We start from the raw sequence: 23,233 nt of genomic DNA on the forward strand, positions 1-23,233 counted from the left end.
CGGAACGCCGAACGGGACGGGGAGCGGGCATGAGCGGTGGGCTGCTGGTCGCGGGAACGACCTCGGACGCGGGCAAGAGCGTCGTCACGGCGGGCATCTGCCGCTGGCTGGTGCGCCGGGGCGTGAAGGTCGCGCCGTTCAAGGCGCAGAACATGTCCCTCAACTCCTTCGTGACCCGTGAGGGCGCGGAGATCGGGCGCGCCCAGGCGATGCAGGCGCAGGCGGCCCGGGTGGAGCCGACCGCGCTGATGAACCCGGTGCTGCTCAAGCCCGGCAGCGACCGCTCCAGCCAGGTCGTCCTGATGGGGAAGCCGGTCGGCGAGATGAGCGCCCGGGGCTACCACGGGGGCCGGCAGGAGGCGCTGCTCGGGACGGTCGTGGAGTGCCTGAAGCAGCTGCGGTCGACCTATGACGCGGTGATCTGTGAAGGGGCCGGGTCGCCGGCCGAGATCAACCTCCGCCGGACCGACATCGTGAACATGGGGATCGCGCGGGCGGCCCGCTTCCCCGTGCTGGTGGTCGGGGACATCGACCGGGGCGGGGTCTTCGCCTCGTTCTTCGGGACCACGGCGCTGCTGAGCGCGGAGGACCAGTCGCTGGTCGCGGGCTACCTGGTGAACAAGTTCCGGGGTGACGTCTCGCTGCTGGAGCCGGGGCTGGACATGCTGTACGGGCTGACCGGGCGGCGGACGTACGGGGTGCTGCCGTACGCCCATGGGCTCGGCATCGACGAGGAGGACGGCCTGCGGGTCTCCCTGCGGGGTGCGGTGCGGGAGTCGGTCGTGGCGCCCCCGCACGGCGAGGACGTGCTGCGGGTCGCGGTCTGCGCGGTGCCGCTGATGTCGAACTTCACGGACGTGGACGCGCTGGCCGCCGAACCGGGCGTCGTCGTGCGGTTCGTGGACCGGGCCGACGAGCTGGCCGACGCGGACCTGGTCATCGTGCCCGGAACGCGCGGCACGGTGAAGGCGCTGGCCTGGCTGCGGGAGCGGGGGCTGGCGGACGCGCTGGTGCGGCGGGCGGCGGAGGGCCGGCCGGTGCTGGGGATCTGCGGCGGGTTCCAGGTGCTCGGTGAGCGGATCGAGGACGAGGTGGAGTCGCGGGCGGGGGTGGTGGACGGGCTGGGGCTCCTTCCCGTACGCATCCGGTTCGACCGGGCCAAGACGCTGGCGCGGCCGGTGGGTTCGGCGCTCGGGGAGCCGGTCGAGGGGTACGAGATCCACCACGGGGTGGCCGATGTGCGGGGCGGGGAGCCGTTCCTGGACGGATGCCGGGTGGGGGCGGTGTGGGGGACGCACTGGCACGGGTCGCTGGAGAGCGACGGGTTCCGGCGGCGGTTCCTGGAGGAGGTGGCCCAGGCCGCCGGGCGGCGGTTCGTTCCCGCGCCGGACACCCGGTTCGGGGTGCTGCGGGAGGAGCAGCTCGACCGGCTGGGGGATCTGGTGGAGGAGCATGCGGATACGGAGGCGTTGTGGCGGTTGATCGAGGGGGGCGCGCCGGTGGGGTTGCCGTTCGTGCCGCCGGGGGCGCCGCCGCTGGGGGCGGGCGCGTCGTCGGAGAGCCGGGGCGCTGCCCCGGACCCCGCTCCTCAAGCGCCGGAGGGGCTTGATTTTGCTCGCCCGGAGACGCAGAGGGAAGCGGGCGAGTCCCAGGGGCTTGAGTTTGCCGGGTCCGCCGGGTCAAGGCCCGCCGGGCTTGACATTGATGATGTTGACGTCAACGAGGAGGCCACGTGAGTACGCCCTATCCCTTCACCGCGATCGTCGGCCAGGACGACCTGCGGCTCGGGCTGTTGCTGAACGCCGTCAGTCCCGCCGTCGGTGGTCTGCTCGTGCGGGGCGAGAAGGGGACCGCCAAGTCCACCGCCGTCCGGGCGCTGGCCGCCCTCATGCCCGAGGTCTCCGTCGTGCCGGGGTGCCGGTTCTCCTGTGATCCCCTCTCCCCCGATCCGGCGTGTCCCGACGGGCCGCACACGGAGGCCGCCGGTGTGTCGCGCCCGGCGCGGACCGTGGAGCTGCCGGTCGGGGCGTCCGAGGACCGGCTCGTGGGGGCGCTGGACATCGAGCGGGCGCTCTCGGAGGGCGTGAAGGCGTTCGAGCCGGGGCTGCTGGCCGACGCGCACCGGGGGATCCTGTACGTCGACGAGGTCAACCTGCTCCACGACCACCTGGTGGACCTGCTGCTGGACGCGGCCGCCATGGGGGCCTCGTACGTCGAGCGCGAGGGCGTCTCCGTACGGCATGCGGCACGGTTCCTGCTGGTCGGGACGATGAACCCGGAGGAGGGCGAGCTGCGGCCGCAGTTGCTGGACCGGTTCGGACTGACCGTCGAGGTGGCCGCCTCCCGGGACACCGACGAGCGGGTGGAGGTCGTGCGGCGCCGGCTCGCGTACGACGACGATCCGGCGGGGTTCGCCGCGCGCTGGGCGCAGGAGGAGACGGCGCTGCGGGAGCGGATCGCCGGCGCGCGTGCCCTGCTGCCCCGCGTCCTCCTCGGTGACGGCGTGTTGCGGCAGATCGCCGCGACCTGCGCCGCGTTCGAGGTCGACGGGATGCGGGCCGACATCGTGATGGCGCGTACCGCGACCGCCCTCGCCGCCTGGGCCGGGCGCGAGGAGGTGACCGCCGACGACGTACGGCAGGCCGCTCTGCTGGCGCTGCCGCACCGGCGGCGCCGCAACCCGTTCGACGCGCCGGGCCTGGACGAGGACAAGCTCGATCAGACCCTGGACCAGGCGGCCGGGGATCAGGGGCGGGGCGGCGACGACGATCCCGATCCCGATGGGGGCGGGAACGACGACGGTGGTGGCGGTGGCGTGCCGCCCCAGGCCGATGGCGACCGCCCGCCGCCTCCGGCCTCGGACGGCGGCGACACGCCGGCGCAGGCCCCCGCGGGCTCTCCCGAAGCGCCCGGCCGGTCCGCCGGGGCCGAGCAGCGGCCGGTGGCCTCCGCCGAGCCGTTCCGTACGAAGATGCTCAGCGTGCCGGGGCTCGGTGAGGGGGCTGCGGGGCGGCGCTCCCGGGCCCGTACCGAGCACGGCCGTACCACCGGCGCGCGCCGCCCCGAGGGGTCGCTGACCAAGCTGCACCTGGCCGCGACCGTGCAGGCCGCCGCCCCGCACCAGCGGGCGCGCGGGCGCTCCGGGCGCGGGCTCGTGGTGCGCCGGGACGATCTGCGGCAGGCGACCCGCGAGGGGCGGGAGGGCAACCTCGTGCTGTTCGTCGTGGACGCCTCCGGGTCGATGGCGGCCCGGCAGCGGATGAGCGCGGTCAAGGGCGCCGTGCTGTCGCTGCTGCTGGACGCCTACCAGCGGCGGGACAAGGTCGGCCTGGTCACCTTCCGGGGCAAGGACGCCGAGGTGGCGCTGCCGCCGACCTCGTCCGTGGACGCGGCCGCCTCCCGTCTGGAGTCGCTGCCGACCGGGGGGCGTACGCCGCTCGCCGCCGGGCTGCTCAAGGCCCATGACGTCCTGCGCGTCGAGCGGCTGCGCGATCCTTCGCGCCGGCCCCTGCTCGTCGTCGTCACGGACGGCCGGGCGACCGGCGGTCCGGAACCGGTGGCGCTCGCGGGGCGGGCGGCGCGGCTGCACCGGGCCGAAGGGACGGCCTCGGTCGTCGTGGACTGCGAGTCGGGGTACGTACGCCTCGGTCTCGCCGGGGAACTCGCCCGGGAACTGGGAGGCACCGCCGTCACGCTCGACGAGCTGCGGGCCGACTCGATCGCCGGGCTCGTCAAGGACGTCACCGCCGCCGGGAGGGCCGCCTGATGCCGCAGGGACAGCCGATATCGGTGCCGGACGACGGGCTCACCACCCGTCAGCGGCGCAACCGCCCGCTCCTGTTCGTCCACACGGGCATCGGGAAGGGCAAGTCGACCGCCGCCTTCGGGCTCGCGCTGCGGGCCTGGAACCAGGGCTGGCCGATCGGGGTGTTCCAGTTCGTGAAGTCGGCGAAGTGGAAGGTCGGCGAGGAGAACGCGCTGAAGGTGCTGGGCGCGAGCGGCGAGGGCGGCTCCGTCGACTGGCACAAGATGGGCGAGGGCTGGTCCTGGGTGCAGCGGGACGGCCAGCTCGACAACGAGGACAAGGCCCGCGAGGGCTGGGAGCAGGTCAAGCGCGACCTGGCGGCCGAGACGTACAAGCTGTACGTGCTGGACGAGTTCGCCTACCCGCTGCACTGGGGCTGGATCGACACCGACGAGGTCGTGGAGGTGATGCGGAACCGGCCCGGCACCCAGCACGTGGTGATCACCGGCCGCAACGCGCCGGACGCGCTGATCGAGGCCGCCGACCTGGTGACCGACATGTCGAAGGTCAAGCACCCGATGGACGCGGGGCAGAAGGGCCAGAGGGGCATCGAGTGGTGAGTGTGCCCCGCCTGGTCATCGCCGCTCCGGCCTCCGGCAGCGGCAAGACCACCGTTGCCACCGGCCTGATGGCCGCCTTCGCCGCGCGCGGGCTCGCCGTCTCGCCGCACAAGGTGGGCCCGGACTACATCGATCCGGGGTACCACTCGCTGGCGACGGGACGCCCCGGCCGCAACCTCGACGCGTACATGTGCGGGACGGAGCTGATCGCCCCGCTCCTCGCGCACGGGTCGGCGGGGTGCGACCTCGCCGTGGTCGAGGGTGTGATGGGGCTGTACGACGGTGCCTCGGGGCAGGGGGAGCTGGCGTCCACCGCGCAGGTGGCGAAGCTGCTCAGGGCGCCCGTGGTGCTGGTGGTCGACGCCTCCTCGCAGTCCCGTTCGGTGGCCGCCCTGGTGCACGGGTTCGCCTCCTGGGACCCGGAGGTGCGGATCGGCGGGGTGATCCTGAACAAGGTGGCCTCCGACCGGCACGAGGCGCTGCTGCGGGACGCGTTGGACGAGTCCGGCCTGCCGGTGCTGGGCGTGCTGCGCCGGGCGCCTCAGGTCGCCACGCCCTCGCGCCACCTGGGTCTGGTGCCGGTGGCCGAGCGGCAGGGCGATGCGGTGGACGCCGTACGGGCCATGGGTGAGCGGGTGCGGGCCGGGTGCGACCTGGACGCGCTGATGGCGCTGGCCCGGAGTGCGCCCGCGCTGCCGGACGAGCCGTGGGAGCCGGCGTACGCCTCCGCGCGGGGGCACCGCCCCGTCGTCGCCGTGGCCGGCGGGGCGGCGTTCACCTTCGCGTACGCGGAGCACGCCGAGCTGCTGACGGCGGCCGGTGCGGAGGTCGTGGTCTTCGACCCGCTGCGGGACGAGAAGCTGCCGTCCGGTACGGCGGGGCTCGTCATCGGCGGCGGGTTCCCGGAGGTGTACGCCCCCGAGCTGTCGGCCAACGAGCCGTTGCGGCGGGCGGTGACGGAACTGGCCCTGAGCGGCGCCCCGGTGGCGGCCGAGTGCGCGGGGCTGCTGTATCTGGCCCGGGAGCTGGACGGGAAGCCGATGTGCGGGGTGCTGGACGCCGAGGCCCGGATGTCGGAGCGGCTCACGCTCGGCTACCGGCAGGCGGTGGCGGTCTCGGACAGCGCGCTCGCGGTCGCGGGGACCCGGATGCGCGGCCATGAGTTCCACCGGACGGTGCTGGAGCCGGCGGCGGGACCGGTGCCCGCCTGGGGGATGCACCAGCCGGAGCGGCGGGTGGAGGGGTACGTCCAGCGGGGCGTGCACGCCAGCTATCTGCACACCCACTGGGCGGCCTCCCCCGAGGTGGCGCACCGCTTCGTGGAGCACTGCCGGGCGCGGTGAACGGCCCGCGCGTTCGTCGTGGCGGCGTGTGCGGGCGTACGCGGGCTCACTCGGCGATGCCCACGACCAGCCAGATGAAGCCCGCGCCCCCGATGGTGCAGAGAAGAGTGGAACGGGCGGGATGGGTGTGGTGTGCCTCGGGAAGGATCTCCGCGGCGGCCAGGTAGAGCAGTGCTCCGCCGAAGAATCCGAGATAGCCGCCGAGCAGTTCCTCCGGAAGGGTGAACAGCAGTGTCGTCGCGGCGCCCACGACCGGCGCCACGGCAGCCGCGAACAGCATCAGGAGCGCCTTGCGGCGGGCGTTCCCGTAAAGACTGGTGAGGGTGTACGTGTTGAATCCGTCGGCGAAGTCATGACTGATCACCGCCAGCGCGACGGCCACGCCCATGGCCCCGCCGACCTGGAAGGCGGCACCGAGCGCGATGCCGTCCATCAGGCTGTGGCCGACCATCGCGGCGGCCGCCGTGAGCCCCACCTGCGGTACGCGTTCACCGCTCGCCCCGTGTGCCACCTGGCGTACGGCGAGCAGCCCCTCGACCAGATGGGCCACCAGGAAGCCGCCGACGAACAGCAGCAGGGCGACGGGTACGCCGAACACCGGGGTGCCCGCGGCCTCCATCGCCTCGGGCAGCAGGTCCAGGCCGACCACTCCGAGCATCAGCCCGCCCGCGAAGCCGAGCACCAGGTGGCGGCGGTCGGTGACGCGTTGCGCGACCCAGCCGCCGGCCAGAGTCATCAGGAACGCGCCGAGCGCGACGAACACCGCCATGGGCTCTTGCTAGTCGATCGACCCCGCCGACCGCATCCCAGGGTGTCCTTACCCGGGGCGCCCGCGCCCGCCCGTACGACCGGATCCGTGACCGTATACGGAACAGCTCCACCCCCCAGCGCTTGATGTGCGGGCCGCCTCGTGTGAGGCCGCTCGAACGGGAAAGGCAGGCTCCGCCATGACGAGAATCCCACGCTCAGGAATCCGCCCATGACCGGAGCACCTGCCCGCCCCGTGCCGGAGTCCGGGGCGCGGAACCTGGTCGTCGGGGTCGGCGCCCGCAGCGGCGCGCCGCTCGACGAGGTGTACGGCCTGATCGAGGACGTGTTGCGCGGGGCGGGGCTGCGTACGGCCGATGTCGTGGAGCTGGCGACCGTCGAGGCGAAGGCGCAGGAGCCGGGGATCGTGGGGGCGGCCGCCCGGCTCGGGGTACCGGTGCGGTCGCATCCGGCGGCGGCGCTGGCCGGGGTGCGCGTGCCGAACCCCTCGGGTGCGGCTGAGGGGGCGGTGGGCACGCCGTCGGTCGCGGAGGCGGCGGCGCTGATCGACGCGGACGAGCTGGTGGTGGAGAAGTCCGCCGCCACGGACCGGGCGGCGACCGCGACCTGTGCGGTGGCTCGCAGGTTTCCGGCCGTCCTCGGACCTTTCCCTGTTTCCGGCGAGAAAACTTCCACCCCACCCGTGACGGAAAGCCCCCGCCCGTTCACCATGGCAGCCATGACTCCCCCCACACAGAACATCGAGAGCGCCGGGCCCGACCTGCGCCACCACGGCGACGCGGAGGTGCGCGGCGAGAATCTGACCGATCTCGCCGTGAACGTCCGTACCCACACACCACCGGAGTGGCTGCGCCAGCGGATAGCCGCCTCCCTGGTCTCGCTGGCCGCCTACCCGGACGGCACACCGGCGCGGGCGGCGGTCGCCGAGCGGCACGGACTGCCGGTGGAGCGCGTGCTGTTGACGGCGGGTGCCGCCGAGGCGTTCGTCCTGATCGCCCGGGCGCTCCCGGCCCGGTGCCCGGTGGTGGTGCATCCGCAGTTCACCGAGCCGGAGGCGGCGCTGCGAGCGGCCGGGCACGGGGTGGGGCGGGTGCTGCTGCGGGAGGAGGACGGTTTCCGGCTCGATCCGGCGGCGGTGCCGGAGGAGGCGGATCTGGTGGTGGTCGGCAACCCGACCAACCCGACGTCCGTGCTGCACCCGGCGGCCCTGCTGGAGCGGCTGGCGAGACCGGGGCGGACGCTGGTGGTCGACGAGGCGTTCATGGACGTGGTGCCGGGCGAGCGCGAGGCGCTCTGTTCGCGGACGGACATCCCGGGTCTGGTCGTGCTGCGCAGCCTCACCAAGACATGGGGACTGGCCGGGCTGCGGATCGGCTATGTCCTGGCCGATCCGGAGACCGTCGCGCTGCTCGCGGACGCGCAGCCGCTGTGGCCGGTGTCGTCCCCGGCGCTGGCGGCGGCTCAGGCGTGCATGGAGCCGAGGGCGCTGGTGGAGGCGGCGCAGGCGGCGGACCGGACCACCGTGGACCGGGCTCATCTGCTGGCCGGGCTCGCGGAGTTCAGTGAGGTGCGGGTGGTCGAGGAGGCCCGGGGGCCGTTCGTCCTGGTGCGGCTGGAGCGGGCGGCGGAGATCCGGGAACGGCTGCGACTGCTGGGCTTCGCGGCCCGGCGCGGCGACACGTTCCCGGGGCTCGGGCCGCAGTGGCTGCGGCTCGCCGTACGCGACCGGGCGACGACCAACCGCTTCCTCCAGGCCCTGGACCAGGCCGTTCAGGCGCTGCCCGCGCGAACGGGGCGCTGACGGGCGCTGACGGGCGCTGACGGGGAAAAGCATCACGGCAAGGCCCGTGGGGCGGCGTTCGACCGCTGCGAACACCGCCCCTCAAGCCCCTCTCAGCCCCCGTGCCGAGCCTCCTCGGGGCGGCCGGGATCAGGCCTGGCTGCCCCGCCTGCGCGCGACCACCGTGGCGCCCGCGCCGATCGCCAGGAGCACGACCGCGCCACCCGCGAGGTACGGGGTGGTGGAGCTGCCGCCGGTCTCGGCGAGGTCGGGCGCGGTGGGGGCGGGGTCGGAGCCGGTCTGCGGCCGCACATCGGTGCCGTCCGGCTTCTCGGGCGTCGCGGGTGCCTGCGGGGTCTCGCAGGTCGCCTCGGCCAGGGTGACCTCGCCCTTCACCGCGGCGACGTTGAGGTTCAGCGGGTTCACCGCCACCGTGAGCCGGAGTGCCGTCGCGGCGGCCGTACGCGAGGTGGTGGACGTCCTGGACAGGTCGAGGCTCACCTCGCCGACGCCCGGCACCGCCACCCGGGTCGGCCCGCCCGCCGAGAGCGTCACCTTCCTGCCGAGCACCGAGACCTGACCGAGCACGTTCGACTCGGCGACGGGCTGCTCGCCGACCTCGCAGAGCGCCTTGGAGGTCACCTTCTCGACCTCGATGAGCGAGAGCAGCGGCAGACCGGGCACGTGGACCCGGGCCTTGACGAGGTGGGCGTACCCCTCGGTCTTGTTCTTGTCGACCGTGGCGTTCGCGGTGGCCACGTCGGCGCGCAGGACGTCCACCGGCTTTCCGCCCTCGACCCCGTCCAGGTTCACGGAGAGCGCGGTCTTGTCGGCGCCGGCCGGTGCCTGCACCTCGTTGAGCGTGACCTTGAGGGGCACGTGGACGGACTTGCCGAGGAGCGATACGTCGAGCCCGGTGCGGAGCACGACCGCGCTCGCCCCGCCCGCACCGCCGGTGGCGGGCGTCGCCGGGGCTGCCTGCGCGGGGACGGCGACCAGCAGGGCGACGGGAGCGGTGGCGGCCGCCAGGGCAGCGAGACGGAAGGTGTTGCTGTTCAAGGTGGTGGAACCCCCACAGGAGACATGGAGCCACCGGTGCCGTCAATGGGGGACATCGCGCGCACCGGTGGCGTCGACTCCGTGAATCTTTACGCACCGAGGGTGAACTGGCGGATACCTGGGATGAGTTCACCCCAAAGGGGGGTTTCCGCGCGCATATTCGAATCTTCTGGCACGTGGGTTCCCTGGCGTCACCCGTTTCCCACAGCGCGGGTCGAACGGTGTGCGACTGCGCCGGGGCGCACGCGAGGTGCGGCGACGGGCTGAGCTCCACCAACGAGCCGGAGCCCTGATCCGTCACCGCCTGTCAACCCACCGCCTCGTCAGCCGATCACGCGCCCGTTCAGCACGATGTGCCGGGGGGCCGCAAGCACCCGGACGTCCGCGCGCGGGTCCTGCTCGTACACGACCAGGTCCGCCGGGGCTCCCTCCTCCAGGACGGGCCGCCCCAGCCACCGCCTCGCTCCCCACGCGGTGGCGGAGAGCGCCGCCAGGGGAGGGATGCCCGCCTTCACCAGCTCGGCGACCTCGCCCGCGACCAGACCGTGCGCCAGCGAGCCGCCCGCGTCGGTGCCGACGTAGACCGGGATGCCGGCGTCGTACGCGGCGCGCACGGTGTCGTAGCGGCGCTCGTGGAGCTGCCGCATCTGGGCCGACCAGCGCGGGAACTTGGCCTCGCCGCCCGCCGCGAGGTCGGGGAACGTGGCGATGTTGACCAGCGTCGGGACGATCGCCACCCCGCGCTCGGCGAAGAGCGGGATGGTCTCCTCGGTGAGGCCGGTGGCGTGCTCGACGCAGTCGATGCCGGCCTCCACGAGGTCGCGCAACGACTCCTCGGCGAAGCAGTGGGCGGTGACCCGGGCGCCCAGCCGGTGCGCCTCGGCGATGGCCGCCTCGACCTCGCCGCGTGGCCAGCAGGCGGTCAGGTCCCCGGCGTCCCGGTCGATCCAGTCCCCCACCAGCTTGACCCAGCCGTCGCCGCGCCGGGCCTCCCGGGCGACGTACGCGACGAGGTCGCCGGGCTCGATCTCGTGGGCGTAGTTGTGGATGTAGCGGCGGGTCCTGGCGATGTGGCGGCCGGCTCGGATGATCTTCGGCAGGTCTTCGCGGTCGTCGATCCAGCGGGTGTCCGAGGGCGATCCGGCGTCCCGGATGAGCAGGGTCCCGGCCTCCCGGTCGGTGAGCGCCTGCTTCTCCGCGGTCGCCGCGTCGACCGGGCCGTGCCGGTCCAGGCCCACATGGCAGTGCGCGTCGACAAGGCCGGGCAGCGCCCAGCCCGTGACGGTCGGCGCGGCGTCCGCGCCCGACGGCCGCTCGTAGGTGATCCGCCCGTCGACGGCCCACAGTTCGTCGCGCACCTCGTCCGGGCCGACGAGGACCCGCCCCTTCACCCGCAGCACCCGCTGCCCCGCCTGATCATTCATAGGCGGCACTGTACGAGGCCCTCGGTAGGCTGCGACGAGGCGTCGGCCACGAGCAGGACCCGTCGCCCGGCCAGGGAAAGACCCGACCGACCGCCGACCGACCGAATGCGAAGAGAGCCCCACCGTGACGCACCCCTTCCTCGACCTCCCCCCGCTGACCGCCGGGCACTTCGCGGCCATCGAGCGGCAGGTGGCCGCGCTCCTCGCCACCGGGCAGGACGTCGTCATCACCCAGGGCGAGGCGCTGCTGCCCCTGGAGGGCTGCATCCGCGGCGCCGCCCGGCCCGGCTCGACCGCGTTGAACGTGGTCACCGGACCGTACGGGCAGACCTTCGGCAACTGGCTGCGGGACTGCGGCGCCGAGGTCGTCGACCTCACCGTGCCCTTCCACACCGCGGTGAGCGCCGCCCAGGTCGCCGAGGCGCTCGCCGAGCACCCGGAGATCGACTTCGTCTCGCTGGTGCACGCGGAGGCGGCGACCGGCAACACCAACCCGGTCGCGGAGATCGGTGAGGTGGTCCGGGCCCACGGGGCGCTGTTCATGCTGGACGCGGTCGCCTCGGTGGGCGCCGAGCCGCTGCTGCCGGACGCCTGGGGCGTCGACCTGTGCGTGATCGGCGCGCAGAAGGCGATGGGCGGCCCGGCCGGGGTGTCGGCGGTGTCGGTGAGCGCGCGGGCCTGGGAGCGGATCACCGCCAACCCGGCCGCCCCGCGCCGCTCGTACCTCTCGCTGCTGGACTGGAAGGAGCGCTGGATCGACGGGGGCCGCAAGGCGTTGCCGCACGCCCCGGCGCAGCTGGAGATGCTGGGCCTTCAGGCGTGCCTGGAGCGGATCGAGGCGGACGGCCTGGAGACGGTGATGGCCCGCCACGCCTCGGCCGCGGCGGCGACGCGGGTGGGTGCGGTGGCGCTGGGCGGCGGTCTGGAGCCGTACGTCCACGAGGCACGCAACGCCGCGCCGGTGGCCACGACGCTGCGCGCCCCGGCGGGGACCGACGCCGCCGCTCTGGTCGCGCGGGCGTTGGCGACGGAACCCTCGCTGCCGCTCGTCGCGGGTGGCGGGGCGCTGTCCGAGGAGATGATCCGGGTCAATCACTACGGTGCGGATGCGACGCGGGACGCGGTGCTGTCCTCGCTCGCGGCTCTGGGGGCGGCGCTGGCCGCTGCGGGCCGGCAGGTCGACTTCGAAGCTGCCCGCCGCGCGGTGGCGGAAACCTGGCCTGGCGTTTGATATCCATCATGCGGGGAGCCGCTTTATCGAAAGCGGCTCCCCGCATTCTTCTGCCCGCTTTCCCGACCCGTAAACGCTGACGTTTTCACGGCTCCGGATTTCATGATTCGGGCACGTCTCGCAGGAGTTACGGTCCTGTGACCGACTCCACACGAGCGGCGTTATGCCCGAAAAATTGTGGACAAGTAGGAGGAAATAGCACCAGAGTCGTGAGGGGGTTCACGCCCGCCTGATAACACAGAAGGGCGCGCCACCCAACCCCTTGCCTCGATGCAATTTCGAAATTTGCTGGGTAAATTCCCTTCGCATGACCGCCGCACCAGCAGAGTTTGCCCGTGCCCGAAGCGAATTCCTTACCATCGACACGCCACGAGTGGAGGACGGAGCCGCGATCTGGCGTATCGCCCGCGACTCCCAGGTCCTGGACCTGAACTCCTCGTACAGCTACCTGCTGTGGTGTCGTGACTTCGCCGCGACCTCCGCCGTGGCCCGTGGCGAGGACGGCGAGCCGATCGCCTTCGTCACCGGCTACATCAGGCCCGACCGCCCCGAGACCCTCGTCGTCTGGCAGGTGGCCGTCGACCAGGCCCACCGAGGCGAGGGACTGGCCGCCACCCTGCTGGACGCGCTGACCGCACGCGTCGCCGTCGGCCAGGGCCTCTCCTGCGTCGAGACGACGATCACCCCGGACAACACGGCGTCCGACCGGCTGTTCACGTCCTTCGCCCGGCGGCACGACGTACCGCTGGAGCAGGAGGTGCTCTTCGACGGGGCCCTGTTCCCCGAGGGGACGCACCTGCCGGAGGTCCTCTACCGGATCGGCCCGTTCACCGACTGAGCCGCCCGAGCCACGAGGGCCTCACCGGCCCCGTGGATCACCCGAGCCACGAGGGACTCACCGGCCCCGTGGATCACCCGAGCCACGAGGGACTCACCGGCCCCGTGGGTCACCCGGCCACGGCCCGGTGTACCTGACCCGTACGCCCGGATCCCCACGACTTCTCGCGCCGGCCGACCACCCGGCGCGCTCCCGGCCGCCCCCGTGCGGCGGGGAGCACCGACCACTGCCCGTCACACCCCCGCACGCAGGAGAGACCCGCTGTGACCATCACCCCGCCCGCACTGAGCGTCTTCGAGACCCTGGAGTCGGAGGTCCGGAGCTACTGCCGCGGCTGGCCCGCCGTGTTCGATCGCGCGCAGGGCGCCCGGCTGACCGACGAGGACGGCCACACCTACCTGGACTTCTTCGCCGGGGCCGGCTCGCTCAACTACGGCCACAACAACCCGGTGCTGAAACGAGCGCTGATCGACTACATCGAGCGCGACGGCATCACCCACGGCCTGGACATGGCGACCACCGCCAAGCGCGCCTTCCTGGAGACGTTCCAGAACGTCATCCTGCGCCCGCGCGACCTCCCCTACAAGGTGATGTTCCCCGGCCCGACCGGCACCAACGCCGTCGAGGCGGCGCTGAAGCTGGCCCGTAAGGTCAAGGGCCGCGAGTCCGTCGTCTCGTTCACCAACGCCTTCCATGGCATGTCGCTGGGCTCGCTCGCCGTCACCGGCAACGCGTTCAAGCGGGCCGGCGCCGGCATCCCGCTGGTGCACGGCACCCCGATGCCGTTCGACAACTACTTCGACGGCACCGTCCCGGACTTCCTCTGGTTCGAGCGGCTGCTGGAGGACCAGGGCTCCGGGCTGAACAAGCCCGCCGCCGTGATCGTGGAGACGGTCCAGGGCGAGGGCGGCATCAACGTCGCCCGCGCCGAGTGGCTGCGCGCGCTCCAGGAGCTCTGCCACCGCCAGGACATGCTGCTGATCGTCGACGACATCCAGATGGGCTGCGGCCGCACCGGTGGCTTCTTCTCCTTCGAGGAGGCCGGCATCGTCCCGGACATCGTCACGCTGTCGAAGTCCATCAGCGGTTACGGGCTGCCGATGTCACTGTGCCTGTTCAAGCCGGAGCTGGACATCTGGGAGCCGGGCGAGCACAACGGCACCTTCCGCGGCAACAACCCGGCCTTCGTCACCGCCGCCGCCGTGCTGGACGCCTACTGGGCCGACGGCCAGATGGAGAAGCAGACCCTGGCCCGCGGCGAGCAGGTCGAGCAGGCGCTGCTGGCCATCTGCGCCGAGGAGCCGACCGCGCAGTTCCGCGGCCGCGGTCTGGTCTGGGGCATGGAGTTCCAGGACCCGGCGCGCGCCTCGGCGGTCTGCGCCCGCGCCTTCGAGCTGGGGCTCCTGCTGGAGACCTCCGGCCCGCAGAGCGAGGTCGTCAAGCTGCTGCCGCCGCTGACCATCACCCCCGACGAACTGGACGAGGGCCTGCGCACGCTGGCCCGCTGCGTCCGCGAGACGGCCTGACCCGGCGAGACCGGGGCAGGCGAGAAGTAAGCCCCCGGGCCGTGAGGCCCGGGGCGGAGCACGAGAGAAAGGCACCGCTCACCGTGATCGTCCGATCGTTCAGTGACATCGAGAACACCGACCGGCATGTGAAGGCCGCGTCCGGCACCTGGGAGAGCAAGCGCATCGTGCTCGCCAAGGAGAAGGTGGGCTTCTCACTCCACGAGACCGTGCTCTACGCGGGTACGGAGACCTCGATGTGGTACGCGAACCACATCGAGGCGGTCCTGTGCACCGAGGGCGAGGCCGAGCTCACCAACGACGAGACCGGCGAGACCCACTGGATCTCCCCCGGCACCATGTACCTGCTGGACGGGCACGAGCGGCACACCCTGCGGCCCAAGACCGACTTCCGCTGCGTGTGCGTCTTCAACCCTCCCGTCACCGGGCGGGAGGACCACGACGAGAACGGTGTCTACCCACTGCTGACCGAGGAGGCCTGAACCACCATGACCACCGAAGTACGCGCCGATCTGTACCCCTCGCGCGGCGCCGCCGAGATGACCACTCCCCGCCAGGACCCGGTCATCTGGTCCGCGCCGGGCGCACCGGGCCCGATCGCCGCCAGGGATCTCCAGGGATACGAGCACGACGGCTTCCTCACCGTCGACCAGTTGATCACCCCGGACGAGGTCGCCGCCTACGAGGCGGAGCTGAACCGGCTGGTCTCCGACCCGGCGGTCCGCGCCGACGAGCGCTCCATCATCGAGCCGCAGTCGCAGAGCGTACGGTCCGTCTTCGAGGTCCACAAGATCAGCGAGGTCTTCGCCGCGCTGGTCCGCGACGAGCGGGTGGTGGGCCGGGCCCGCCAGATCCTCGGCTCGGACGTCTACGTCCACCAGTCCCGGATCAACGTGAAGCCGGGCTTCGGGGCCTCGGGCTTCTACTGGCACTCGGACTTCGAGACGTGGCACGCCGAGGACGGTCTGCCGAACATGCGGACCGTCTCCGTGTCGATCGCCCTCACCGAGAACTTCGACACCAACGGCGGGCTGATGATCATGCCCGGTTCGCACAAGTCGTTCCTCGGCTGCGCCGGCGAGACGCCTAGGGACAACTACAAGAAGTCGCTCCAGATGCAGGACGCCGGCACCCCGTCCGACGAGGCGCTGACGAAGCTGGCCGACCGCCACGGCATCAAGCTCTTCACGGGCAAGGCCGGTTCGGCGACCTGGTTCGACTGCAACGCCATGCACGGGTCGGGCGACAACATCACCCCGTACGCGCGGAGCAACGTCTTCATCGTCTTCAACAGCGTGGAGAACGAGGCGCAGGAGCCGTTCTCGGCTCCGATCCGCCGTCCCGAGTTCATCGGGGCGCGGGACTTCACCCCGGTGAAGTAGCGCCACGCGCGGGCACGCGGCTGTGCGGGGGCCCGGAACGGTACGCCGTCCCGGGCCCCCGCCGCGTAACTCGCTGGACCCCGGCACGGCCACCGGAGAGGGTGGCGGCCATGACTTCTCACGTACGGCACATCACCGTCGACTGCGCCGACGCCTACGCGCTCGGCAGCTTCTGGTCCCAGGTGCTCGGCTCCCCGCTCGCCGCCGACGACTTCCCCGGCGATCCGGAGGCCCTGCTCGAAACCCCCGGCGCGGCGATCCTCTTCGTCCAGGGGCCCGACACGAAGACCGTCAAGAACCGGGTCCACCTCGACGTCCAGCCGCAGGACCGCACCCGGGACGAGGAGGTCGAGCGGCTGCTCGCGCTCGGCGCCACCCTGGTGGGTGACCACCGCGGACCCGACGGGAGGGGGTGGGCGACCCTGGCGGATCCCGAGGGCAACGAGTTCTGCGTGGAGTGCTCCGCCGCCGAGCGGGCCGCGCTGACCGGGACCCGGCTGCCGGTGACCGCCGACGATGTGACCACGGCCGTCGGGCTGGCGGCGGACGTGCTGGCCGCAGCCCCGGCGGACCGCTGGGACGCGCCCGCCGGAACGCTGGAGTGGACCTGCTGGGAGACCGTCGAGCACCTGAGCGACGACCTGTTCGCGTACGCCGTCCAGTTGGGCCCCCGCACGCCTCCGCTCGACGGCGAAGTTCCCTACCGGTGGGTGCCCGACCGGCAGGGCGGGCCGTACAACGCGATCTTCGCCGACCGCGACGCCGGTCCCGCCGGGCTGCTGGCGACCCTGGAGGCGAGCGGTGCGCTGCTGGCCTCGATGGCCAGGACCACACCGGCCGAGGTGCGCTCGTACCACGGGTTCGGCATCTCCGACCCGGAGGGCTTCGCCGCGATGGGCGTGCTGGAGACCCTGGTGCACACCCACGACCTGGCCGAGGGCCTCGGCCTGGAGTGGGCGCCGCCCGCCGCGATGTGCGACCGGGTGCTGGCCCGGCTCTTCCCCGACGCCCCGCCGGGCGGCGACCGGTGGACCGTCCTGCTCTGGGCCACCGGCCGCGCCGAACTGCCGGACCACCCGCGCCGCACCTCGTGGCGATGGGACGGGAGGCCGCGGGAGGACGGTCAGACGGCGTCCAGCGCCGGGTAGTCGGTGTAGCCCTTGGCGTCGCCGCCGAAGAACGTCGACGGGTCGGGGGTGTTGAAGGGGCCCCCGGCCTTGAGCCGGGCGGGCAGGTCCGGGTTGGCGAGGAAGAGGACGCCGTACGAGATCAGGTCGGCGATCCCGTCGTCGATCACGGTGTGGTCGTCCGGGCCGGTCGGCCCCTCGGAGTGCACGTTGATCAGGACGGGGCCGGTGAACACCTTGCGCAGGGAGAGGGTCAGCTCGCGGATCGGGGCGTTCTCCAGGATGTGCAGGTAGGCGAGGCCGAGCGGCTCGATCTCCTGGACCAGCGCGGTGTAGACGGCGTCGGGGGCGGGCTCGTCGATGTCGTTGTACGGGTTGGCGGGCGAGATGCGCAGCCCGGTGCGGGCGGCGCCGATCTCGGCCGCGACCGCCTCGACGACCTCCACGGCGAACCGGATGCGGCCGGTCTCGGAGCCGCCCCACTCGTCGGTGCGCAGGTTGGTGTTGGGCGCGAGGAACTGGTGGATGAGGTAGCCGTTGGCGCCGTGCAGCTCCACGCCGTCGAATCCGGCGTCCACGGCGTTGCGGGCGGCGGAGACGAAGTCGGCGATGGTCTGCCGGATCTCGGCGTCGGTCAGCTCGTGCGGCTCGACGAAATCCTTGGGACCCTCCGCGGTGTAGACCTGCCCGTCCGCCTTCACCGGGGAGGCGCTGACCGGGACCAGGCCGTCGGGGAGCAGGACCGGGTGGCTGATGCGGCCCGCGTGCATGAGCTGGGCGAAGATCCGGCCGCCCTCGGCGTGCACCGCGTCGGTGACCTTGCGCCAGGAGGCGACCTGCTCGGCGCTGTGCAGTCCCGGCGTGAAGGGGTAGCCCTGGCCGACGGCGGAGGGCTGGATGCCCTCGGTGATGACGAGTCCGGCGGAGGCGCGCTGGGCGTAGTAGGCGGCCGTGAGGTCGGTGGCCGTACCGCCGTCGCCCGCCCGGCTCCGGGTCATCGGAGCCATCACGATGCGGTTGGCCAGCGGGGTGCCGGCGAGGTCGATCGGATCGAAAGCGGTGGTCATGAGAGCTCCCAGAAAAAGTATGTGGTCGACCAATAAATAGGGTATGTGGTCGGCCAACCATCGGCACTGACGGCTACTGTAGCCCATTGATTGGCCGACCAAGGTAAAGTGTGGGGAAGCTGCCGGGCATCATCGAAGCCCCACAAGGCCTACCGGCGCAGCACTGAGGAGCCCCGACATGAAGACCGGCCACGCCAGCACCGCGGAAGCCGCCTGTACCGACGCGCTGCCCGGAGCGGCGCTCAGCGGGCCCGTGAGCCACGCCGTCTCGCGCGTGGCCCGGCTGCACCGGATCGCCGCGGGGAAGCTGCTGAAGGGGCTGGGGCTCTACCCGGGGCAGGATCTGCTGATGATGCACCTGTGGGACGCGGGGCCGGTCCGCCAGGCCGAGCTGATCAAGACCCTGGACCTGGACCCGTCCACGGTCACCAAGATGCTCCAGCGCCTCGAACAGACCGGGCATGTGCGCCGCCGCCCCGACCCGGACGACCGGCGGGCCGTACTGGTCGAGGCGACGGACGAGAGCTGCGCGCTGCACGCGGCGGTGCGGGACGCGTGGGGCAGCCTGGAGGAGCACACGCTCGCGGGGCTGGAGAGCGAGGAGCGTACGGAGCTGACGCGGCTGCTGGCGAGGGTGGAGGCGAACCTCTGCCAGGAGACGGAGGGATGTCCGGAGCGGGGCTGAAGCCCTGGGAGCACCTCAGGCTGTCCGGAGCGGGGCTGAAGCCCTGGAGCACCTCAGGCGTGGTGAGCCAGCACGTGCAGTACGCGGTCCACATCCGCCTCGGTGTTGTACAGGTGACAGGAGATCCGCAGGTTCCCGACGGGCGCCGAGACCGCGATCCGGGCCTTGGCGAGCTCCGGTTCGCGGCTGTCGAGCCCCGGCACGGAGACGATCGCCGACTCCCCCGGCACCACCTCGAGCCCCAGCTCCACCAGCCCCGAGCGCAGCCGGGCGGCGAGAGCGGTGGCGTGCGCGTACAGCGCGTCGGTGCCGATCTCCGCGAGCAGCGCGAGGGAGTGCTCGGCCCCGTGGTACGAGAGGAAGGCTGGCGGCTCGTCGAACCCTCGGGCACCGGGGGCGACGCGCTCCAGCGGACCGTAGTTGCTGTTCCAGGGCGCACCGGCGGCGAACCAGCCCGCGAAGAGCGGGGGCAGGGTGGCCTGCGCCTCCTCGGTGACGGTGAGGAACGACGTACCCCGGGGGCAGAGCAGGAACTTGAAGCCGCCGGTGACGGTGTAGTCGTACGCCCCGGCGTCCAGCGGGAACCAGCCCGCCGACTGGGTGGCGTCCAGCAGGGTCCGGGCCCCGTGGGCGGCGGCGGCCGCGCGGACGGCGGCGAGGTCGGCGACCCGGCCGTCGGCCGACTGGACCGAGGAGAAGGCGACGAGCGCGGTCGTGGGGCGTACGGCATCGGCGAGGTCCGCGAGCGGGACGTACCGCACGCGCAGGTCGCCGCGGAGCGCGAACGGGCTGACGACGGAGGTGAACTCGCCTTCGGGAGCGAGGACTTCGGCCCCAGCCGGCAGCGAGGCGGCGATCAGCCCGACATGGACGGTGACCGAACTGCCGGTGGCGACCCGGTCCGGCCCGACCCCGGCGAGCCGGGCGAAGCCGGCCCGGGCCGCCTCCACCGCCTCGAAGCTGCCCGCGCCGATCCGGCGGCCGGCGGCGTTCTCGTCGGCGAGGGCCTTGACGGCGGCGATGGTCCGGCGGGGCAGCAGCCCCCAGCTGGAGGTGTTGAGGTACGTGACCTCCGGGGCGAACTCGGCGGCGGCCGCCTGGCTGAGCGGAGAGATCGTCATGCGCCCAGCGTGGGGTCCCCGCCACTCATAGTCAATTGCCGGAACTCGCCGGGCGCACCCAAGGTCTTCTTATGGACGGGCGGGGGTTCAGCCCCGCGGAACCTCGCAGGCGCCGTCCGGGTCGCAGGCCGCCGCGTCGCCGCCGACGGTGGTCAGCCCGGCGGCCGGGCGGTCCTTCCATGCCTGCTCCAGCGCCTGGACGAAGACCTCCGAGGGCTGTCCGCCGGAGATCCCGTACCGCCGGTCGAGTACGAAGAAGGGCACCGCGCCGGCGCCCAGTTCGGACGCCTCGCGCTCGTCGGCCCGGACGTCGTCCGCGTACGCCTCGGGGTCGGCGAGCACCGCACGCGCCTCGTCGGCGTCGAGCCCGGCCTCCACGGCGAGGGCGAGCAGCACGTCGTCGTCGAAGACGGACCGCTCCTCGGCGAAGTTGGCCCGGTAGGCGAGGGTCAGCAGCTCGTCCTGACGCCCGCCGGCCTTGGCCAGGTGCAGCAGCCGGTGGATGTCGAAGGTGTTGCCGTGGTCCCGGCCCTCGGTCCGGTAACCGAGCCCCTCGGCCCGCGCGTTGGCCGCGACGTCGGCCTCCATGGCGGCGGCCTCCTCGCGGGTCCGCCCGTACTTGGCGGCCAGCATGTCGACGACCTGCTCCCTCTTGCCCTTGGCCCGCCCGGGGTCGAGCTCGAAGGAGCGGTGCACGACCTCGACCTCGTCCCGGTGGGCGAACTCGGCGAGACCCTTCTCGAAGCGGGCCTTGCCGATGTAGCACCAGGGACAAGCGATATCGGACCAGATCTCGACGCGCATGACTCTTCTTCTCTCCAGGGATCGCGGGGGTCGCGGTCCGTCCTGCGGAGATTGCCTCCCCAGGACGGACCACCCGGTCGAACACCGAACCTGACCAGGTGATTCCCGCCGCCGGAGGCGCCAGGCCCCGTTCAGGCGGAGGCCCCGGGCTCAGGCGTGGCGTCCGTCCACGCGGCGGGGCAGGTTCAGCGGGTTGGCCTCGCGCAGTTCCGGGGGGAGGAGCGCGTCGGGGGTGCTCTGGTACGTCACCGGGCGCAGCCAGCGCTCGATCGCCGTCGTGCCGACCGAGGTGGCGGGCGAGGTGGTGGCCGGATAGGGACCACCGTGGTGCTGGGCGGGGGCCACGGCGACGCCGGTCGGCCAGCCGTTGACCAGGATGCGGCCGGCGAGCGGGGTGAGGGCGGCGAGGAGTCCGGCCGCCTCCGGGTCGTCGCGCCGCGTCGCGGTCTGGAGCGTGGCGGCGAGGTTGCCGGGGAGGCGGGCGAGGACGGCGGCGACCTCGTCCTTCGAGCCGTACCGGGCGATCACGGTGACCGGGCCGAAGCACTCCTCCAGGAGCGCGTCGTGCGGGCCCTTCGCGGTCAGCCGGCTCGCCGGTACGGTCAGGAATCCGGCGGACACGGTGTGCTCGCCGGCCGCGCCGGGGGTGACGGGCGCCTCGACGTCCGGGAGTCCGGCCCGATCGCGTACGCCCCTGAGGAAGGCGTCCCGCATCCGGTGGTCCAGCATCACGCCGGAGCCGGTGGAGCTGACCGTCTCGGTGAGGGCCTTCACCAGCCGGTCGCCCGCGTCGCCCGCCGGGACGAGGACGAAACCGGGCTTGGTGCAGAACTGGCCGACGCCCAGGGTCATGGAGGCGCCGAGCCCGGCGCCGGTCTCCGCGCAACGCTCGTCGGCGGCCGCCTCGGTGACCACGACCGGGTTGAGCGAGCCGAGTTCGCCGTGGAAGGGGATCGGGGCGGGGCGAGTGGCCGCCGCGTCGAACAGGGCGCGCCCGCCGCGCACCGAGCCGGTGAAGCCCGCCGCGCCGACCAGCGGGTGGCGGATCAGCTCGACGCCCGCGTCGAACCCGTGGACCAGGGTCACCACGTCCTCGGGCAGGCCGGTGCGGGCGGCCGCTCGGCGCAGGACCGAGGCGCAGAGTTCTGAGGTGGCCGGGTGGCCGGGGTGCGCCTTGACCACGACCGGGCAGCCGGCCGCCAGCGCGCTGGCGGTGTCGCCGCCGGGGACGGAGAAGGCGAGCGGGAAGTTGCCCGCCGCGTAGACGGCGACGACCCCGAGCGGGATCTTGTAGCGGCGCAGGTCGGGCCAGGGCGGGGTGCGGGAGCCGTCCTCGTGGTCGATGCGGATGTCGAGGTAGGCGCCCTCGTCCACGACCTCGGCGAAGGCCCGCAACTGGGCCGCGGTGCGCGCGAGTTCCCCGGTGAGCCGGGCCGGGCCGAGGGCGGTCTCGGCGTCGGCGGCCTCGATGATGTGCGCGCCGGCCCCCTCCAGGAGTTCCGCCGCCGTGCGCAGGAAAGCGGCGCGTGCCGTGCGGCCGGCCAGGGCCTCACGTACCGCGTGGGCCGCCCGGACCGCGCGGTCGACCTCCTCGGCGGTGGCCTCCACCGCGACCTGCTCGCGCGGCTTCCCGCTGCGGGGGTCGACACTCCAGACTGGTGCTGCACTCACCGTGATTCCCTCCCGGTCCTGGACCACCCATGAGAAGCGTTCGGTAATCTGAACAGAGTTCCTGATCGTGAATGTGCTCGGACTCTATTTCCGGGTGTTCCGGGTTGGCAATCCATGGTGGCGAGCTTTCCGGGCGCAGAGCCGAAAAGCCGGAGAAGGGGCGTGGAGCGATGTCGGTCGCCGAGTCCGGAGGCGCACAGGTCAAGTCCGCGGTACGGACGGTGGAGCTGCTCGAGTACTTCGCGGGCCGCCCCGGCATGCATTCGCTCGCCGCCGTCCAGGAGGCCGTGGGCTACCCCAAGTCCAGCCTCTACATGCTGCTGCGCACCCTGGTGGAGCTCGGCTGGGTGGAGACGGACGCGACGGGCACGCGGTACGGGATCGGGGTCCGCGCCCTGCTGGTGGGCACCTCCTACATCGACGGCGACGAGGTCGTGGCCGTCGCCCGGACCACCCTGGACCGGCTCTCCGACGACACGGCGGAGACCATCCACCTGGCCCGGCTCGACGGGACGAACGTCGTCCACCTCGCCACCCGGCGGTCCCAGCACCATCTGCGCCCCTTCACCCGGGTCGGCCGCCGGCTGCCCGCCCACTCCACCTCGCTCGGCAAGGCGCTGCTGGCCACCCACAGCGACGAGCAGGTCCGCGAGATGCTCCCCGCGACGCTGCCCGCGCTGACCGGACACACCATCACCGACCGCGAGCGGCTCATCGAGGAGCTGCGCCTGGTCCGCGAGCAGGGCTACGCGGTGGACCGCGAGGAGAACACCCTCGGCCTGCGCTGCTTCGGCGTGGCGATCCCCTACCGCACGCCCGCCCGCGACGCGATCAGCTGCTCGGTGCCGGTGGCCCGGCTCACCCCCGGCCACGAGCAGACGGTCAAGGACGCCCTGCTGGACGCCCGCGACCGGCTCACCCTCGCCACGCGGAGGCTGTGAGCCCGGGGGTCTCCCCCGTACGGCGGAGGCGGATCGTCGCCGGGCAGGAGGTGCGGGCGGCGGCCGCACGGGAGCGTGGTCGTCATGACGACAGCGAACCG

20 protein-coding genes are annotated in these 23,233 nt (G+C 72.9%); 13 read left to right on the forward strand and 7 right to left on the reverse strand.

Annotated elements, in window-relative coordinates:
- Positions 1-29 precede the first annotated feature (29 nt).
- From ACIQAK_RS00295 to ACIQAK_RS00310, 4 genes are read left to right on the forward strand one after another with little or no spacing between them, the layout of a single operon-like run.
- Positions 30-1,736 carry a cobyric acid synthase gene (locus ACIQAK_RS00295; RefSeq protein WP_366388528.1) on the forward strand — a complete coding sequence of 569 codons (1,707 nt, stop codon included), beginning with the start codon at positions 30-32 and terminating at the stop codon, positions 1,734-1,736.
- A complete protein-coding gene (locus tag ACIQAK_RS00300) occupies positions 1,733-3,766 on the forward strand; it encodes a putative cobaltochelatase (RefSeq protein WP_366388527.1) in 2,034 nt (677 codons plus the stop codon). The genes ACIQAK_RS00295 and ACIQAK_RS00300 overlap by 4 nt, the downstream gene beginning before the upstream one ends.
- Positions 3,766-4,365, forward strand: coding sequence for a cob(I)yrinic acid a,c-diamide adenosyltransferase (cobO, locus tag ACIQAK_RS00305; RefSeq protein ID WP_366388526.1), 600 nt, complete (start codon positions 3,766-3,768; stop codon positions 4,363-4,365). The genes ACIQAK_RS00300 and cobO overlap by 1 nt, the downstream gene beginning before the upstream one ends.
- Positions 4,359-5,708: a cobyrinate a,c-diamide synthase gene (locus tag ACIQAK_RS00310; RefSeq protein ID WP_366388525.1), complete on the forward strand. Its 1,350-nt coding sequence runs from the start codon at positions 4,359-4,361 to the stop codon at positions 5,706-5,708. Before cobO ends, ACIQAK_RS00310 begins: the two co-directional genes overlap by 7 nt.
- A 46-nt stretch (positions 5,709-5,754) precedes the next feature.
- On the opposite strand, the gene ACIQAK_RS00315 is transcribed toward ACIQAK_RS00310, so the two are convergent.
- Positions 5,755-6,477 carry a ZIP family metal transporter gene (locus ACIQAK_RS00315; protein ID WP_366388524.1) on the reverse strand — a complete coding sequence of 241 codons (723 nt, stop codon included), beginning with the start codon at positions 6,475-6,477 and terminating at the stop codon, positions 5,755-5,757.
- Between the two features lie 210 nt (positions 6,478-6,687).
- Here ACIQAK_RS00315 and cobC point away from each other — a divergent pair, with 210 nt between their 5' ends.
- Positions 6,688-8,277, forward strand: a complete 1,590-nt coding sequence (cobC, locus tag ACIQAK_RS00320) for an Rv2231c family pyridoxal phosphate-dependent protein CobC (RefSeq protein WP_366388523.1) — start codon at positions 6,688-6,690, stop codon at positions 8,275-8,277.
- Positions 8,278-8,406: 129 nt separating this feature from the next.
- On the opposite strand, the gene ACIQAK_RS00325 is transcribed toward cobC, so the two are convergent.
- Complete coding sequence (locus ACIQAK_RS00325) at positions 8,407-9,315, reverse strand: SCO1860 family LAETG-anchored protein (protein ID WP_366388522.1); 909 nt, start codon at positions 9,313-9,315, stop codon at positions 8,407-8,409.
- Between the two features lie 323 nt (positions 9,316-9,638).
- On the reverse strand, positions 9,639-10,739 hold the full coding sequence (locus ACIQAK_RS00330) for an amidohydrolase family protein (protein WP_366388521.1): 1,101 nt from the start codon (positions 10,737-10,739) through the stop codon (positions 9,639-9,641).
- Between the two features lie 124 nt (positions 10,740-10,863).
- Between ACIQAK_RS00330 and ACIQAK_RS00335 the strand changes: the two genes are divergently transcribed.
- The 6 genes from ACIQAK_RS00335 (at position 10,864) to ACIQAK_RS00360 (ending at position 16,864) form a co-directional block, all read left to right on the forward strand.
- Positions 10,864-11,970: an aminotransferase class V-fold PLP-dependent enzyme gene (locus ACIQAK_RS00335; RefSeq protein WP_366388520.1), complete on the forward strand. Its 1,107-nt coding sequence runs from the start codon at positions 10,864-10,866 to the stop codon at positions 11,968-11,970.
- Between the two features lie 307 nt (positions 11,971-12,277).
- Positions 12,278-12,808: a diaminobutyrate acetyltransferase gene (gene ectA, locus ACIQAK_RS00340; RefSeq protein WP_366388519.1), complete on the forward strand. Its 531-nt coding sequence runs from the start codon at positions 12,278-12,280 to the stop codon at positions 12,806-12,808.
- A gap of 263 nt (positions 12,809-13,071) precedes the next feature.
- On the forward strand, positions 13,072-14,334 hold the full coding sequence (ectB, locus tag ACIQAK_RS00345; protein ID WP_366388518.1) for a diaminobutyrate--2-oxoglutarate transaminase: 1,263 nt from the start codon (positions 13,072-13,074) through the stop codon (positions 14,332-14,334).
- 83 nt (positions 14,335-14,417) lie between these two features.
- Entirely contained in the window at positions 14,418-14,816 is a 399-nt protein-coding gene (locus ACIQAK_RS00350; protein WP_366388517.1) for an ectoine synthase, read from the forward strand.
- 6 nt (positions 14,817-14,822) lie between these two features.
- A complete protein-coding gene (gene thpD / locus ACIQAK_RS00355; RefSeq protein ID WP_366388516.1) occupies positions 14,823-15,716 on the forward strand; it encodes an ectoine hydroxylase in 894 nt (297 codons plus the stop codon).
- Between the two features lie 110 nt (positions 15,717-15,826).
- Positions 15,827-16,864 carry a VOC family protein gene (locus ACIQAK_RS00360; protein WP_366388515.1) on the forward strand — a complete coding sequence of 346 codons (1,038 nt, stop codon included), beginning with the start codon at positions 15,827-15,829 and terminating at the stop codon, positions 16,862-16,864.
- On the opposite strand, the gene ACIQAK_RS00365 is transcribed toward ACIQAK_RS00360, so the two are convergent.
- Positions 16,840-17,910, reverse strand: coding sequence for an alkene reductase (locus tag ACIQAK_RS00365; RefSeq protein ID WP_366388514.1), 1,071 nt, complete (start codon positions 17,908-17,910; stop codon positions 16,840-16,842). The genes ACIQAK_RS00360 and ACIQAK_RS00365 overlap by 25 nt on opposite strands.
- A gap of 178 nt (positions 17,911-18,088) precedes the next feature.
- Between ACIQAK_RS00365 and ACIQAK_RS00370 the strand changes: the two genes are divergently transcribed.
- Positions 18,089-18,595: a MarR family winged helix-turn-helix transcriptional regulator gene (locus ACIQAK_RS00370; RefSeq protein WP_366388513.1), complete on the forward strand. Its 507-nt coding sequence runs from the start codon at positions 18,089-18,091 to the stop codon at positions 18,593-18,595.
- 53 nt (positions 18,596-18,648) lie between these two features.
- Here ACIQAK_RS00370 and ACIQAK_RS00375 read toward each other — a convergent pair whose 3' ends face one another.
- From ACIQAK_RS00375 to ACIQAK_RS00385, 3 genes are all read right to left on the reverse strand, one after another.
- Complete coding sequence (locus ACIQAK_RS00375) at positions 18,649-19,716, reverse strand: aminotransferase class V-fold PLP-dependent enzyme (RefSeq protein ID WP_366388512.1); 1,068 nt, start codon at positions 19,714-19,716, stop codon at positions 18,649-18,651.
- Between the two features lie 87 nt (positions 19,717-19,803).
- On the reverse strand, positions 19,804-20,520 hold the full coding sequence (locus tag ACIQAK_RS00380) for a DsbA family oxidoreductase (protein WP_366388511.1): 717 nt from the start codon (positions 20,518-20,520) through the stop codon (positions 19,804-19,806).
- A 150-nt stretch (positions 20,521-20,670) separates the two neighbouring features.
- A complete protein-coding gene (locus ACIQAK_RS00385) occupies positions 20,671-22,191 on the reverse strand; it encodes an aldehyde dehydrogenase (NADP(+)) (RefSeq protein WP_366388510.1) in 1,521 nt (506 codons plus the stop codon).
- 170 nt (positions 22,192-22,361) lie between these two features.
- Here ACIQAK_RS00385 and ACIQAK_RS00390 point away from each other — a divergent pair, with 170 nt between their 5' ends.
- Positions 22,362-23,132 carry an IclR family transcriptional regulator gene (locus ACIQAK_RS00390; RefSeq protein WP_366388509.1) on the forward strand — a complete coding sequence of 257 codons (771 nt, stop codon included), beginning with the start codon at positions 22,362-22,364 and terminating at the stop codon, positions 23,130-23,132.
- The last annotated feature ends 101 nt before the right edge of the window (positions 23,133-23,233 follow it).

Origin of the sequence: Streptomyces sp. NPDC088706, assembly GCF_044752765.1 — a bacterium.
Lineage (GTDB): Bacteria > Actinomycetota > Actinomycetes > Streptomycetales > Streptomycetaceae > Streptomyces.

Excerpts from the sequence above, each read along its gene's own strand:
- ACIQAK_RS00295 (WP_366388528.1), top strand. The coding sequence starts at position 30 with ATGAGCGGTGGGCTGCTGGTCGCGGGAACGACCTCGGACGCGGGCAAG.
- cobO (WP_366388526.1), top strand. The coding sequence starts at position 3,766 with ATGCCGCAGGGACAGCCGATATCGGTGCCGGACGACGGGCTCACCACC.
- ACIQAK_RS00315 (WP_366388524.1), bottom strand. The coding sequence starts at position 6,477 with ATGGCGGTGTTCGTCGCGCTCGGCGCGTTCCTGATGACTCTGGCCGGC.
- cobC (WP_366388523.1), top strand. The coding sequence starts at position 6,688 with ATGACCGGAGCACCTGCCCGCCCCGTGCCGGAGTCCGGGGCGCGGAAC.
- ACIQAK_RS00330 (WP_366388521.1), bottom strand. The coding sequence starts at position 10,739 with ATGAATGATCAGGCGGGGCAGCGGGTGCTGCGGGTGAAGGGGCGGGTC.
- ectA (WP_366388519.1), top strand. The coding sequence starts at position 12,278 with ATGACCGCCGCACCAGCAGAGTTTGCCCGTGCCCGAAGCGAATTCCTT.
- thpD (WP_366388516.1), top strand. The coding sequence starts at position 14,823 with ATGACCACCGAAGTACGCGCCGATCTGTACCCCTCGCGCGGCGCCGCC.
- ACIQAK_RS00360 (WP_366388515.1), top strand. The coding sequence starts at position 15,827 with ATGACTTCTCACGTACGGCACATCACCGTCGACTGCGCCGACGCCTAC.
- ACIQAK_RS00365 (WP_366388514.1), bottom strand. The coding sequence starts at position 17,910 with ATGACCACCGCTTTCGATCCGATCGACCTCGCCGGCACCCCGCTGGCC.
- ACIQAK_RS00370 (WP_366388513.1), top strand. The coding sequence starts at position 18,089 with ATGAAGACCGGCCACGCCAGCACCGCGGAAGCCGCCTGTACCGACGCG.
- ACIQAK_RS00375 (WP_366388512.1), bottom strand. The coding sequence starts at position 19,716 with ATGACGATCTCTCCGCTCAGCCAGGCGGCCGCCGCCGAGTTCGCCCCG.
- ACIQAK_RS00380 (WP_366388511.1), bottom strand. The coding sequence starts at position 20,520 with ATGCGCGTCGAGATCTGGTCCGATATCGCTTGTCCCTGGTGCTACATC.
- ACIQAK_RS00390 (WP_366388509.1), top strand. The coding sequence starts at position 22,362 with ATGTCGGTCGCCGAGTCCGGAGGCGCACAGGTCAAGTCCGCGGTACGG.